General features: G+C 59.0%; 10 protein-coding genes. 6 read left to right on the top strand and 4 right to left on the bottom strand.

Features of this window, described 5'->3' with window-relative positions:
* Positions 1 to 40 precede the first annotated feature (40 nt).
* Positions 41 to 1,678 carry a glucose-6-phosphate isomerase gene (gene pgi / locus QP978_RS01900; protein WP_284856778.1) on the bottom strand — a complete coding sequence of 546 codons (1,638 nt, stop codon included), beginning with the start codon at positions 1,676 to 1,678 and terminating at the stop codon, positions 41 to 43.
* Between the two features lie 224 nt (positions 1,679 to 1,902).
* On the opposite strand from pgi, the gene QP978_RS01895 reads away from it, so the two are divergent.
* Entirely contained in the window at positions 1,903 to 3,384 is a 1,482-nt protein-coding gene (locus QP978_RS01895) for an NAD-dependent succinate-semialdehyde dehydrogenase (RefSeq protein WP_070429817.1), read from the top strand.
* 22 nt (positions 3,385 to 3,406) lie between these two features.
* Here QP978_RS01895 and QP978_RS01890 read toward each other — a convergent pair whose 3' ends face one another.
* Positions 3,407 to 3,781 carry a chorismate mutase gene (locus QP978_RS01890; RefSeq protein WP_049171980.1) on the bottom strand — a complete coding sequence of 125 codons (375 nt, stop codon included), beginning with the start codon at positions 3,779 to 3,781 and terminating at the stop codon, positions 3,407 to 3,409.
* A 65-nt stretch (positions 3,782 to 3,846) separates the two neighbouring features.
* Between QP978_RS01890 and QP978_RS01885 the strand changes: the two genes are divergently transcribed.
* The gene (locus tag QP978_RS01885) at positions 3,847 to 6,546 is read left to right on the top strand and encodes a UvrD-helicase domain-containing protein (protein ID WP_016422162.1); all 2,700 of its coding nucleotides are present in this window, start codon (positions 3,847 to 3,849) and stop codon (positions 6,544 to 6,546) included.
* 67 nt (positions 6,547 to 6,613) lie between these two features.
* Here the strand turns inward: QP978_RS01885 and QP978_RS01880 are convergent, their stop codons facing one another.
* Positions 6,614 to 7,105, bottom strand: a complete 492-nt coding sequence (locus tag QP978_RS01880; protein WP_038627827.1) for a hotdog fold domain-containing protein — start codon at positions 7,103 to 7,105, stop codon at positions 6,614 to 6,616.
* Positions 7,106 to 7,257: 152 nt separating this feature from the next.
* Positions 7,258 to 7,965, bottom strand: a complete 708-nt coding sequence (locus tag QP978_RS01875; RefSeq protein ID WP_016422164.1) for a M23 family metallopeptidase — start codon at positions 7,963 to 7,965, stop codon at positions 7,258 to 7,260.
* A gap of 536 nt (positions 7,966 to 8,501) precedes the next feature.
* Here QP978_RS01875 and QP978_RS01870 point away from each other — a divergent pair.
* The 4 genes from QP978_RS01870 to QP978_RS01855 all read left to right on the top strand — a co-directional run bounded on the left by QP978_RS01870 (position 8,502) and on the right by QP978_RS01855 (position 13,379).
* Positions 8,502 to 10,331, top strand: coding sequence for a cell division protein PerM (locus tag QP978_RS01870; RefSeq protein ID WP_016422165.1), 1,830 nt, complete (start codon positions 8,502 to 8,504; stop codon positions 10,329 to 10,331).
* Between the two features lie 57 nt (positions 10,332 to 10,388).
* Positions 10,389 to 11,042 carry a phosphoribosylglycinamide formyltransferase gene (gene purN / locus QP978_RS01865; RefSeq protein ID WP_016422166.1) on the top strand — a complete coding sequence of 218 codons (654 nt, stop codon included), beginning with the start codon at positions 10,389 to 10,391 and terminating at the stop codon, positions 11,040 to 11,042.
* Positions 11,039 to 12,586 (top strand): bifunctional phosphoribosylaminoimidazolecarboxamide formyltransferase/IMP cyclohydrolase, encoded by a 1,548-nt coding sequence (gene purH, locus QP978_RS01860; protein ID WP_016422167.1) that lies wholly within the window; start codon positions 11,039 to 11,041, stop codon positions 12,584 to 12,586. Before purN ends, purH begins: the two co-directional genes overlap by 4 nt.
* Positions 12,587 to 12,785: 199 nt before the next feature.
* Positions 12,786 to 13,379, top strand: a complete 594-nt coding sequence (locus tag QP978_RS01855; RefSeq protein WP_016422168.1) for a TetR/AcrR family transcriptional regulator — start codon at positions 12,786 to 12,788, stop codon at positions 13,377 to 13,379.
* Positions 13,380 to 13,551 lie beyond the last annotated feature (172 nt).

Raw genomic sequence — 13,551 nt, 5'->3', positions numbered from 1 at the left:
GGCGGACTCTTAGCTATCTAGGCCAATTGGCCAGAAGACGTTAGCGCTTGTCGCGGTACCACGTCAGCAGCGCATCGGTAGAAGCGTCGCCAGAATTAGGCGCCACTTCACCGGTAACTGCAGGCAACAGGTCACCAGCCTGCTGCTTGCCCAGCTCGACGCCCCACTGGTCGAAGGAGTTCAGGCCCCAGACAATGCCCTCGACAAAAGTAATGTGCTCGTAAAGTGCAATCAGCGCACCGACAGCGTCCGGGGTCAGTTCCTCAGCCATGATGGTCGTAGTCGGACGGTTACCCGGCATGACCTTGTGCTCCACGAGCTCCTCTGCAATGCCCTCTGCGCGAATTTCTTCTGCGGTCTTACCGAAGGCCAGCACCTTGGTCTGTGCGAAGAAGTTACTCATCAGCAGGTCGTGCATGGAACCTTCGCCAGATGCCGTCGGCAGATCCTGGCGTGGGCGGGCAAAGCCGATGAAGTCAGCCGGAACCAGGCGAGTTCCCTGGTGAAGAAGCTGGAAGAAAGCGTGCTGGCCGTTCGTTCCCGGCTCACCCCAGAAGATTTCTCCGGTGTTGTAGTCCACCCTCTTGCCGTCGGTACGCACGGACTTACCGTTCGATTCCATGGTGAGCTGCTGAAGGTACGCCGGGAAGCGAGAGAGATCCTCGGAGTAGGGCAGTACGGCATGCGACTGGGCGTCGAGGAAGTTTGAGTACCAGACATTCAGCATGCCCATCAGTACCGGCACGTTCTGCTCCAGCGGAGCGTTGAGGAAGTGCTCATCCATTGCTCGGAAGCCCTGCAGGAAGCGCATGAAGTCCATCGGGCCAACGACTGCCATGATGGACAGGCCGATGGCGGAGTCGACGGAGTAGCGGCCGCCGACCCAGTCCCAGAATCCAAACATGTTCTCAGTGTCGATGCCGAATTCGGCGACCTTTTCGGCATTCGTGGAAACGGCAACAAAGTGCTTGGCGACGGCTTCTTCGCTACCCAGCTGCTGGATAAGCCAGCGGCGAGCTGCGTGAGCGTTGGAGAGCGTCTCCTGTGTGGTGAAGGTCTTGGAAGCGACAATAAACAGCGTGGACTCCGGATCGACCTCATCCAGAACCGCCTGCAGGTCAGATGGGTCAACATTAGAGACAAAGCGGGCATCAATGCCGGCAGTGGCGTAGGTGCGCAGCGCCTTGGTCACCATTGCCGGGCCCAAGTCGGAGCCACCGATGCCGATGTTGACCACAGTCTTAATAGTGTGACCCGTGTATCCCAGCCAGTCTCCACTGCGGAGGCTGCGAGCGAAATCGCGCATGCGGCCGAGCGCCTCATGCACGTCGGCAGCGACATCCTGGTCGCCGACGGTCAGATTTTCCTCTGCTGGCAGGCGCAGCGCTGTGTGCAGCACGGAGCGGTTTTCAGTGGTGTTGATCTTGTCACCGCGGAACATCTTCTCGCGTGCTTCTTCGATGCCAGCGGCGCGAGCGAGCTCAACCAGCTCGGCAAAACCGTCGAGGCACATCAAGTTCTTGGAAAGGTCAACGTGGAGAGTGCCCGCATCGAAAGTCAGCTTCTCAGTGCGGCCATCTTCATTGGCGAAAAGCTCACGCAGCGAGGTGGCGCGAACATTGTCCACGCGCTTAGCCAGCTGAGCCCACTGTTCGGTTGCGGTGATATCTACAGTCATTCCTGCTCCCAGGTGAGTTTTGACGAAATGCACTTTATACCTCCCCAGACTAGTTACGTTTTGGCGCTCTCGCCGGGCAGCAGGATGTGACCAGGCGTGACCACAATCTGCTGGCAGCTCGATTCCGCGGTGCCTATGCTCCGCCTATGCGCCGACCATCCGTCGACTATCCGCCACCTACGAGTCCCTAGCCCGCTTCAGCAAAGGCACCTACCCTGGAAAATATGACTGATTTCACCCCTGATTACGACAACATCCTTAAAGATGTCCCCACAGGCCTTCTCCTCGGCGGCGAGTTCCGTCCCGCGTCGAATGGTGAGACCTTCGATGTCGTTAACCCCGCGACAGATAAGCCGCTGGTCCAGGTCGCTTCCGCCACAGAGGAGGACGCCAGGCAGGCGCTTGACGACGCCGTCGCAGCCCAGAAGGAGTGGAAGGTAACCCCGCCCCGCAAGCGCAGCGAGATTCTTTACCGCGCTTTTGAACTCATCCGTCGGGATGCAGACAAGTTGGCCCAGCTGCAGTCCCTGGAGATGGGCCGTGCGTTGCCGGATTCCAAGGCTGAGGTCGGCTACGGTGGCGAGTTTTTTCGTTGGTTCGCTGAGGAGGCCGTGCGTATCTCCGGCGATTACCGAATTTCTCCGAGCGGAACCTCGCGCGTCGCGGTGATTAAGCAGCCGGTCGGCCCGGCTTTGGCTATTACGCCGTGGAATTTCCCGCTGGCTATGGGTACCCGCAAGATTGCCCCGGCACTCGCCGCCGGCTGCCCGGTCATTATTAAGCCGGCGTCCAAAACTCCGCTGACCATGCTCTACCTGGGCAAACTGCTTATCGAAGCCGGTGTCCCCGCAGGCGTAATCTCCGTGCTGCCAACAGGACACTCAGCCAACGTTTCGGCCCTGCTTTCCGATGACCGCCTGCGCAAGTTCACCTTCACCGGTTCCACCGAAGTTGGCCAGATGCTCGCTGCGAAGGCCGCGGAAACTTCGATGAAAGTTTCCCTTGAGCTCGGCGGGAATGCTCCGTTTGTCATTCTCTCTGATGGTGATGTTGATAAGGCTGTGCAGGCAGTCAGTGACGCCAAGCTCCGCAATGGCGGCCAGGTGTGTATCGCCCCGAATCGCTTTATTGTTCATGAATCCAAGAAGGATGCGTTCGTCGAAGGCGTCGTCAAGCGTTTTGCGGAGCTGAAGTTGGGCGAGGGTACCGATCCGGCGACGGACCTTGGGCCACTCGCGCTGCGTGATCAACAGGAAAAGGTTCGTGATCTGGTTGACGATGCGGTCAAGCGCGGTGCGAAAGTAGAGTGCGGCGGCAAGATCCCAGATCTCGGCGGCGCGCTTTCCGACGGCTACTTCTTCGAGCCCACAGTTCTGACCGATGTGCCCGAGGATGCGGATATTGTCCGCGAAGAGATTTTCGGTCCGGTGGTTGCAGTGACAACCTTCACGGACGATGAGCACGCGATTGAGCAGGCAAATGACACGATCTTTGGTCTGGCGGCGTATGTGTTCAGTGAGAACCTGACCAAGGCACTTGGTGCGGCAGAGGCATTGGAGTCCGGCATGGTTGCGGTCAATAAGGGCTCGCTGTCGGACCCGTCGGCGCCGTTCGGTGGTGTCAAGCAGTCCGGTCTTGGCCGTGAGGGCGGCTTCACCGGTATCAATGAGTTCCTAGAGGAAAAGCTGATTTCCCTGGAAGGCTAGCAGGACAGGTAGCTGGCGAGGGTTAGCCCAGGCGACCGCGTCCCATGCGCAGCAGCGCCGACGCGATTGCCGGGCCCTCTGGGCCAAGTGCGTCGCGGAACTCGTTGATGATCTGCACCTCTCGGCCGTGCACGAGACGCGTGCCGCCAGATCCCAGGCGGGTTTTGCCGACGGCCTTACTGATTGCGGTGCGGCGTTGAATGGCATCGATAATCAGCCCGTCAAGGCGGTTGATTTCCTTGCGGTACTGTTCGATCTCCGCGGAGCTCAACGGGTCATCGGTACCGGTGGGGGTGCGGACTTCAAAAGGGGATACTGCCGCCGCCTGCTGGCTGTGCTCGGCGCCGTCGGTGTTGTCGGTGTGTGCGGCGCGAGTGTCCGCAGGGTTTTCGCTCATAGTTCTTATTGTGCCAAAGGATTCGAACAGTCCAATCCGGGGGCTCGGCTACTGTAGTAGCCATCATGGGAAATGAAACTGGAATGCTGTTCGGGTCCTTCAATGCTGACGATGGACGTAGTGGCGATAGCCATGCTGGTTCGAACCACGGTGAGGCGGGCGGTGCTACGCCTGGCCGTGGTGGGTTCGGCCACTTCGCCAGCGCTGGTAGCAATAGCGCACCGAGTGACGCTGCCAGCTTTGGCGGCGGTTTTGGCGGTGGCTTCGAGCCCAGTTTTGATTCAGAGTCGCTGCTAGAGGGGCTTAATCCGCAGCAGCGCCAAGCAGTGGAGCACATTGGTTCACCACTGTTGATTGTGGCTGGAGCGGGTTCAGGAAAGACATCTGTGCTGACGCGCAGGATTGCATACCTGATCGGTGCGCGTGGGGTCCTGCCAAGCCAAATTTTGGCTATTACCTTTACCAATAAGGCCGCAGCCGAGATGCGCGAGCGTGTGGCGGGACTGGTCGGTGACCAGGCGCGGCGTATGTGGGTGTCCACGTTCCACTCCATGTGTGTGCGCATACTGCGCATGCAGCATGCGCTAGTACCGGGGCTTAATTCCAATTTCTCTATTTATGATTCGGACGACTCCCGGCGTTTGCTGTCCATTATCGCTAAGGACATGGACCTAGATGCCAAGAAGTTCACCGGCCGCGTGCTCTCGTCGCGTATCTCCAATCTCAAGAATGAGTTGATTGACCCGGAGAAGGCCCTCGCGGACGCGTCGACGACGCGCAATCCTTTTGATGACGTCGTTGCACGGGTTTACCTGGAGTACCAGACCAGGCTACGGGCGGCTAATGCCGTGGACTTTGACGATCTAATCGGTGAGGTCGTTCGGATTTTCACCAATCACCCGCAGGTTGCAGAGTATTACCGTCGCCGTTTCCGGCATGTGTTGGTGGACGAATACCAGGACACCAACCATGCGCAGTATGTTTTGGTCTCGACGCTCGTCGGCAAGCCCGGTGGAGATGTGCCTCCGAGTGAGCTGTGTGTGGTGGGCGATTCGGACCAGTCCATTTATGCCTTCCGTGGTGCGACTATTCGCAATATTGAGGAGTTTGAGAAGGACTATCCGGAGGCCACGTCGATTCTGCTGGAGCAAAACTATCGCTCGACGCAGACGATTCTGTCGGCGGCCAATGCGTTGATTGCGCGCAATGAGAACCGCCGGGAGAAGAAGCTGTGGACCGATCTCGGTGAGGGCGGCAAGATCAAGGGCTACGTGGCGGACAATGAGCACGATGAGGCTCGGTTTATCGCTAACGAGATTGAGCAATTGGTCGACTACGGGCCGTACTCGTATTCAGATGTGGCGATTTTCTACCGCACCAATAATTCCTCCCGTGCGCTAGAAGATGTCTTCATTCGTATGGGCGTTCCGTACACGGTGGTTGGTGGCACCAGGTTCTATGAGCGTAAGGAAGTACGCGATATTGTCGCCTACCTGCGCGTTATTGAGAACTTCGACGATGATGTTTCGCTGCGTCGCATTATCAATACGCCGCGCCGCGGAATCGGTGACCGTGCGGTGGCTCATGTGTCGCTCTATGCCGAGGACGAGAGGTGCTCGTTCGGCACGGCGCTACGTGCCGTAGCGGAGGGTAAGGTTCCGGCGGTGGCGGCGCGGAGTCGAAACGCGATGGCGGCGTTCGTCGAGATGATTGATGGCTTGGCGGCGGATATGGCATCCGGTGAACTGGCCGATATCGGTGATTTGGTCAACGCGATTATTGATCGCAGTGGGTACAAGTCGGAGCTCGAGCGCTCCAATGATCCGCAAGATGCCACGCGCCTGGACAACCTCAATGAGCTCGTCAGCGTTGCGCGGGAGTTCTCTGCAGAGGCGCGGATGATGTCGTCGGTGGATATTAGCGCTGATGTAAATGAAGGCTCTGGCGCTGCAGCTGATGCTGAAAGCGGTGCTGATACTAGTGGCGAGTCCGAGGTGGAATCTGGAATCGCGAATGACCTCGCGCGTGATTTCGCGGCCGACTTCGACAACGATGGGGAAGCGGAACCGGGAAGTCTGCAGGCATTCCTCGAGCGAGTTTCTCTGGTGGCCGATGCGGATCAGATTCCGGATGATGACACCGGTGTAGTGACGTTGATGACGCTACATACGGCTAAGGGCCTGGAGTTTCCGGTGGTATTTCTCATTGGCTGGGAAGACGGACTGTTCCCGCACCTGCGCGCCCTGGGCGATCCGAAGGAGCTGGCTGAAGAGCGACGTCTGGCCTATGTGGGTATTACCCGAGCTCGCAAGCAGCTGTATCTCACGCGCGCTGTGACTCGGTCCTCGTGGGGTTCGCCGCAGAATAATCCGCCTTCACGTTTCCTGGGGGAAGTCCCAAGCGACCTGATCGATTGGCTGCGCGAGGCTCCGGCTCGCAGCTGGGGCGCCGGTTCTGGTGGTTTTGGTTCTGGTGGCTACGGCGCGGGCAGCGCGTTTGGTCGTGGCCATGGTGCCTCGTCGGGCTTCGGTTCCAGCTCGGGCTTCGGCTCTGGTGGATCCTCTAACTCTGGTGCGTCATCCCGAAAGAAGAATCAGGTCTTGCACCTAGAGCCCGGTGACAAGGTTGTTCACGACAAGTACGGCTTAGGCACTGTGCTTGAGGTCCAAGGGGCCGCGCCCCGGGCAACTGCGATGATTGACTTTGGATCCGCAGGTAAGGTCCGCATGATGCTTATCGGCGGCGTGCCCATGGAGAAGTTGTAAAAGAACAACCACCGCCCGACTGGCCGTCCCTACCCGCGGCCGTGCACGTGCCACTATCGCGTGGAGGCTACTTAGGCTTCTTCGCTGTCACCCAGCAGTTGATGGTGGCATCTTGTACTTCGGTGCCGTTGGCATCGGTCAGCACGATGTGGACGGGAAAATCTACCCCACCAGTCTCCGGTGTGATGGTGGAGAAGTCCGGCAACTCAGCCTTGGCCACAGCCGTCAGGCCACCAACGGAGATGCGCTTGTAGTTCGTCGTCATGCCCTTTGGAACCCAGCGATGCGTTGTCGGTACGCTGGCCTCACAGAGCATGCCCATCGCGAATTCAGCGAGGTTACACGCAGCAATCGCATGCACGGACTTAATGTGATTACGCACGCCCCACCAAGCGGGCATGCGCGCTACCGCCAGTCCAGGCTGCATCGTCTCTAGCTTGGGACAGATTGTGCGGAAATATGGCGCCGTCAATGCGGCGGTTAAGGAAAATAGACGCTTGCCGACGACTGGAGTCGCAGCCAACTTCTTCCACATGCGGAATGTTTGAGTCTCTGCCATGTGTCAAGAGTAAAGCCCCAGTACCGGCGGCGATGCCGGTTTCTGAAAAATTTAATCAGGGGAGGCTTGCAGCCGCGGTCAAACAGGGGCCGGTGCACAGGTAGGGCCTTCGCAGAGCGGCCAGGCTTGCTCGTACCTGTGCCGATACCTGATTAGTTCAGGTTCAGACCACGCTGGATGAACCAGGTCACCGGGTCGACCGGAGTGGTGCCATCCGGGTGGATCTCGAAGTGGAGGTGCGTACCGGTGGAGAAGCCGCGGTTGCCCATACCGGCGATGACCTGACCAGCTCGGACAGCTTCTCCGACAGCAACGTAGATGGACTCGATGTGGCCGTAGACGGAAACAGAGCCGTCGTCATGGCGAACGCGAATCCACTGGCCGTAGCCCTGAGCCGGGCCTGCATCGATAACAGTGCCGTCCATGACGGACATGATTGGGGTGTTGGTGACGTTAGCCAGGTCGACACCGTAGTGGAAGGTTCCCCAGCGTGAGCCGAACGGTGAGGTCAGCAGCCCCACGGTCGGGATGGAGAGTTTCGGAGCGCGGGCAGCCTGGTCGCGAGCAACGCGCTCCTGGTTGTACTGCAACGCCGTAGCGAGGTGGTCGCTGAGGTTAGTGCTCGGATTGAAGGAGCTGGAGGCCAGCACCATCGGAGCGTTGTTCTTCGGCTGAGCAGCGCGGGTCTGAGTCGAAGCTGAGTTCTCCGGAGCCTTATTCTCGGTCTCAGCTGCGTGGGCGACCGCGTTGGAGGAAGCGATCGTCGATGCGGACAGTGCGACCAGTGCTGCGCGAGAAGTTGCGGAAACCTCTACCTTGCGGTGCTTTCCGCCTCCGCGACGAGCATTGAAAAACGTCACTTCAATCTCCCTGCCAACGAAACTCTTTGTAACCCAACTGTTATCTAACTTCTGCGATAATAACGGTTCGATATAGGGCAAGCAACTTGTTTTTAGAGAACTTGTTCGCTGATTCGTCAGTTTCAGTTCAATAGGGCCGTGCTGTGGCCGTGGGGCTGTTGTCTTGTATCACGGATCCGGTGAAGCGCAACCGGTGTGTTGCCAGGGGATTTATGGCGGATGCCCCTTAATCGAGGGGCTGGGTAGGGGGATCGGCAAGTAGTTTCCGGGTGAACTAAGGGTGTGGTCGCGGGGGTGGCAAAAAGTAACCCATCGGCGTTGACAAATGGAAACCAAAGGTGAAGCCACTTTGGGGGGGGAGAGGGGGCAAAAGGAGATCGGACTCAACGGATACCGTCCGTCCTGGGATCCGTACCTTCAAATTAGACTCTGCAATGCCTAAACAAAGAGGCGTTGTATGTATGGCACTATATGGCCATGGCTGTGACGCACCCTTGCGTGGCACCCTATCTATATAGGTGGGCAATCAGCTGTCAATGATTAGACGCGGGAAGGACGATGTCACTGTGAAAGGCGCGGATTCGCGGAGAGGTTCCTCCGGTAGCGATCGAAATCGGCGAAGCCGCACCGGTGCCGGTGGCAGCGGCGGGGGTTCCCGTAGCGTCCGCAGCGAGCGCACTGCCCGCGCATGGCAGAATACGCAGGCCGGTCAGACTGGCGGTGCGCGCAGCGTCGGTGCCGACAGCAATCGAGCCGCCACGACGAAGATGAAAGCGGGGGGCTCCGGAACGTCGTCACGCAAGGGGCGTCCCTCGGGGTTCCGTCGTTTCATTAACTCGCCTCGTACACGCCGGTTTGGGCTGTCTGTTGCCGGTTCTTACGGCGTCGTATTGCTGTTCATCATCTCGGTAGCTCTGATTGGCGTCATCGTCAGTGGCGCTGGAATGTCTCCGCTTCCAGCGAGTATCGCGTCGATGTGGATGATCTTTAACCTCGCGCCGTTCCGTTTTAACGGCACGACGCTGGGGCTCACACCAGCACTGCCCGCGGTGCTGATGGTGTTGTTCATCGCCTGGCGTGTACGCCGCGAAGTCGCTGACCGCATCAGCATCAAGGATGTCCGCGCGTTGGTCGGCGCGTATCTGGGCACGCCCATTGTTCTCACCATCATCGCGTGGCTCATGCTTTACGACGCGTCGAAGGTGTTTCCCCGCGTTCAGACCCCTAGTTTCGGCCTTGCGATTGCAGCCGCGCTGCTTGTAAATCTCGTGGCCTTGGTGCTGGGAATGGGGCAGCGGTTGCTGCGTGCACTACTGCTGCGCCGGAAGCTGCCGGAGTGGTTGCTCGGGTCGGCCCGTCTGGCGGGCAGCTACGTGGCATGGCTGTGGCTGGCCGGTGTTGTGGTGACACTCGTTTCGCTGATTTGGCATCGAGAGTTGCTGGCAGAGACATTTGCAATCACGGATACCGTCGGTGAAAGTGTTGCGGTCAGCGGCCTCTCGCTGCTGTACCTGCCAAATGTGGCCTTCGGTGCTGTCGGTGTGCTGGTGGGCGGAAAATCGACGTTTGGGCCAGCGGAGGCTGGGCTGTTCGCAGTGCACCCGGCTCAGCTGCCACCGCTGCCGATTTTGGCTGCCATGCCTCAGTCGCTGGTGCACTGGGCTTTCGGAGTGCTGATTGTGCTACCGCCAGCCGTTGCGGCTTGGCGCGTCGTGGCATTCCTGAAGAAATCTGCACCGAAGCAGCCCTACCTGGTCGTCGTTCTCGCTGCCGTGTGGTCGATCATCTTCCTCATGGGGCTGGCTTGGCTGCTCGGCGGTGAGGTTGGCATCTTTGGGTGGGCCGGTGCCTCCTGGTGGCTGACTGGACTGCTCGGCTCGATGTGGCTGGTTGTTCCGGGGGCCATCGTGGTTGTTGCGATGACCGGTGTGCCGTCACTTGGTAGGGACAAGGGAGTCTCGGAAGTGGCCGCCGAGAAGTTCCCGCCGAAGCCTGCGGGAGATGGAAACGGTCATGCTGAGGCTGAGGATGCCGGCGACGCCGATAAGTCCGACAATGACGGGAGCGGTTCGGAGGAGTCGGAGGAGATTGTCGACGGGGAAGTCGTAGCGACCTCCGAAGATGAAGCGACCTCCGAAGATGAAGCCGAGTCCGACACAGAGGAGGAATCAGAGTCCGGTGCTGAGTCTGAAGACACTTCAGAAGACGCTGAGGAATCGGACGACTCTGAAGAGGATTCAGAAAGCGCCGCAGGCGGAGAAGCATCGGGCGAAGTAGATGCGACCGACGAGGACGAATCCGATGAGGACACCGAAGACTCGGAGGAAGGCGGCGACGGGGAACCGTCGTCAAGCCAAAAGAGCTAAGCCAACTTAGGGGGAGCGGAATTTGGGGTCTCTGCCGGGCTGGGTAAGCTAAACGCCGTGACTGAAGCACAGCCCGTCGCAGAAATTTCGCACAATAATTCCTCCAGCAAGCAGCTCCGCATCGTAGTCCTGGCCTCTGGCCTGGGCTCCCTTTTGCAGTCGATGCTGGAACTGCTGGACGCTGAAAAGGTTCAGATTGTCGCGGTTGGTTCGGACAAGGATTGTCCGGCGCTGGAGAGGGCTCAAAACCTCAATATCCCAACTTTTCGGGTGCCTTTCGATGCTGAGGCAAAGAAGGACCGAGAAGGTTGGGATATTCGTGTTTTAGAGGCCGTGAACAGTTTTTCGCCGGATATCGTTGTCTCGGCGGGTTTCATGCGCATTCTGGGGCCATCATTTGTGGAGGCCTACAGCAATCGCATCATTAATACGCACCCAGCGCTGCTGCCGTCCTTCCCAGGGGCGCGTGCGGTACCGGATGCACTTGACTACGGGGTGAAGGTCACCGGCACGACCGTGCATATCGTTGATAATGGAGTGGACACCGGGCCGATTCTGGCGCAACAGCCAGTGGCCGTCGAGGACGACGACACGGTGGAGACCCTGCACGAACGAATCAAGGTTGTCGAACGCCGACTCCTGGTTGATGTATTGCACTCGATTGCCGATCACGGAATTGAGCGTGACGGACGAAAGGCTTATCTGAAATGACCAACGACAACACGCAGCGTAAACCGATCAAGCGCGCTCTGATTAGCGTCTACGACAAGACTGGGCTCGAGGAGCTGGCTCGCGACCTGCACGAGGCTGGCGTGGAAATCGTTTCCACCGGTTCCACGGCTGGCAAGATTGCTGCAGCTGGCGTGCCTGTGACCCCGGTTGAGGATCTCACTGGTTTCCCGGAGTGCCTCGAGGGCCGCGTGAAGACGCTGCACCCGCGTGTTCACGCCGGCATTCTGGCTGATACCCGCAAGGAAGACCACCTGGCTCAGCTGAAGGAGCTCGGTGTGGAGGCTTTCCAGCTCGTTGTCGTTAACCTGTACCCGTTCCGGGAGACCGTTGCCTCGGGCGCTTCCTACGACGAATGCGTGGAGCAGATCGACATTGGAGGCCCGTCGATGGTTCGCGCTGCGGCGAAGAACCACCCGTCGGTTGCCATCGTCGTCGACCCGGCTCGTTACGGCGATGTCGCTACCGCCGTGAAGGAAGGCGGCTTCACCCTCGAGCAGCGCCGTGAGTTCGCTCGCGACGCATTCCTGCACACCGCTGATTACGACGCAGCTGTGTCCAACTGGTTTGTTGAGCAGCTCGGTGGCGCTGAGGGATCCACTCCGACTCCGCTGCGCTACGGCGAGAACTCTCACCAGTCGGCAACTCTGACCCGCATTGGTACCAAGGGGCTGGCAAACGCCAAGCAGCTGAACGGCAAGGAGATGTCGTACAACAACTACCAGGATGCCGACGCCGCATGGCGTGCCGCCTGGGATCACGAGCGCCCGTGTGTGGCAATCATCAAGCACGCTAACCCGTGCGGCATCGCAGTCTCGGATGAGTCCATCGCCGCAGCTCACCGCGCAGCTCACGCATGTGACCCGATGTCCGCATTCGGCGGTGTCATTGCCGTCAACCGCGAGGTCTCCGTTGAGATGGCCGAACAGGTCAAGGACATCTTCACCGAGGTCATCGTCGCTCCGTCCTACGAAGACGGTGCCGTTGAGGTGCTGAAGGCCAAGAAGAATCTGCGTATTCTCGTCGCCGAGTACGAAGCACCGACCACCGAGAACAAGTTTATCTCGGGTGGTCTGCTCACCCAGGATCCGGATACTTACCAGGCAGAGGGTGATAAGCCGGAGAACTGGGAGCTGGCCACCGGCGAGGCATTGAATGCTGAAGAGCTGGCTGAGCTCGAGTTTGCATGGCGCTCCGTCCGCGCTGTGAAGTCCAACGCCATCCTGCTGTCCAAGAACAACGCCACCGTCGGCGTCGGCATGGGCCAGGTCAACCGCGTGGACTCCGCAAAGCTCGCCGTTGAGCGCGCAAATACGCTTGCCGACGGAGAAAACCGTACTCAGGGGGCCTACGCTGCGTCCGATGCCTTCTTCCCGTTCGCTGACGGTCTGCAGGTCCTGATTGATGCCGGTGTGAAGGCAGTTGTCCAGCCAGGTGGTTCCATCCGTGACGAAGAGGTCATAGCTGCTGCCAAGGAAGCTGGCGTCACCATGTACATGACAGGTACTCGTCACTTCTTCCACTAATTCCTTACTGGATTAGGGGCTAACCGCTGCGGTGCTAACTGTCACCTCGGCGGTTTTTCTCTACCCGGACGTGTGGGGACCTGTGGGCGAGGATGTGTGTCTGTTGTCGAGCCGTGGTCTATGTGAACACACGCTGAGGGCAGGCGCTGGTGATAATTATGCAGACGAAATGGCTCCAATGCGTTTAACATAAGGGCTTATGTCACGTAGAACCGAAGCGCGACGGCGTCGAGAAGCAGAGATTCTCTCCGCTGCTGCTGCGATCCTGGCCGACCGAGGGTTTCATCAGACTCGGTTGGAGGATGTTGGCTCCGCTGTCGGCATTTCTGGCCCAGCTCTTTACCGTTACTTCAGCGGCAAGGAAGAGCTGTTGGCGCAGATCCTCATCGATATTTCTATCCGACTTGTCGATGGTGCGCGAGCAGTTCTCGATCGAGCAAAGAGCAATGATTGGGAGCCAGAGGAGACTCTTCGGGGCCTCCTTGCGCATCACGTGCATTTTGCAGTCACGGAGCCCGATCGCATTCGTGTCCAAGAGCGCGAAGGGGGAAATCTGGCGCCAGAGCAGAGCGCAAAAGTGCGTTCCTTGCAGCGTCTTTACATGGTCTTATGGGTGGACGCTCTGCGTGAACTACAGCCCGAACTCACCTCCGACGAGGCGCAGCTTAAAGTCCAGCTCACCGCTGGGTTGATTAACTCTTCCAGGCATGTGCTCAAATGGGCGGGCCCCGAGGCGACAAGGGAAAATGCCTTTGAGATGGCCCTCGCTGCGCTGGGCATTAACAACCAATAATCCGTATTCATTCTTCTGCCGTCTGGCCTCACTGTGCTCAGCAGTGTGAGGTCAGGCGGCTTTGTTGTGCGGTGCAGGGCGCTCACATTCAGTTGAATTCACCCCCGAAACAGATTTCTAGGGGAAACATAAATCTCTATTGGAAACATGTTGCGACCTCGGGGAGAGGTGT

It is taken from the genome of Corynebacterium sp. MSK035, assembly GCF_030232615.1.
Taxonomy (GTDB): Bacteria; Actinomycetota; Actinomycetes; order Mycobacteriales; family Mycobacteriaceae; genus Corynebacterium; species Corynebacterium jeikeium_D.
The sequence above is the reverse complement of the archived record's forward strand: the minus strand, read 5'-3'. Positions and strand labels throughout refer to the sequence as shown.

What these genes read in the sequence shown, in the direction of transcription:
- pgi (WP_284856778.1), bottom strand. Translation starts at nt 1,678, where the DNA reads ATGACTGTAGATATCACCGCAACCGAACAGTGGGCTCAGCTGGCTAAG.
- QP978_RS01895 (WP_070429817.1), top strand. Translation starts at nt 1,903, where the DNA reads ATGACTGATTTCACCCCTGATTACGACAACATCCTTAAAGATGTCCCC.
- QP978_RS01890 (WP_049171980.1), bottom strand. Translation starts at nt 3,781, where the DNA reads ATGAGCGAAAACCCTGCGGACACTCGCGCCGCACACACCGACAACACC.
- QP978_RS01885 (WP_016422162.1), top strand. Translation starts at nt 3,847, where the DNA reads ATGGGAAATGAAACTGGAATGCTGTTCGGGTCCTTCAATGCTGACGAT.
- QP978_RS01880 (WP_038627827.1), bottom strand. Translation starts at nt 7,105, where the DNA reads ATGGCAGAGACTCAAACATTCCGCATGTGGAAGAAGTTGGCTGCGACT.
- QP978_RS01870 (WP_016422165.1), top strand. Translation starts at nt 8,502, where the DNA reads ATGATTAGACGCGGGAAGGACGATGTCACTGTGAAAGGCGCGGATTCG.
- purH (WP_016422167.1), top strand. Translation starts at nt 11,039, where the DNA reads ATGACCAACGACAACACGCAGCGTAAACCGATCAAGCGCGCTCTGATT.
- QP978_RS01855 (WP_016422168.1), top strand. Translation starts at nt 12,786, where the DNA reads ATGTCACGTAGAACCGAAGCGCGACGGCGTCGAGAAGCAGAGATTCTC.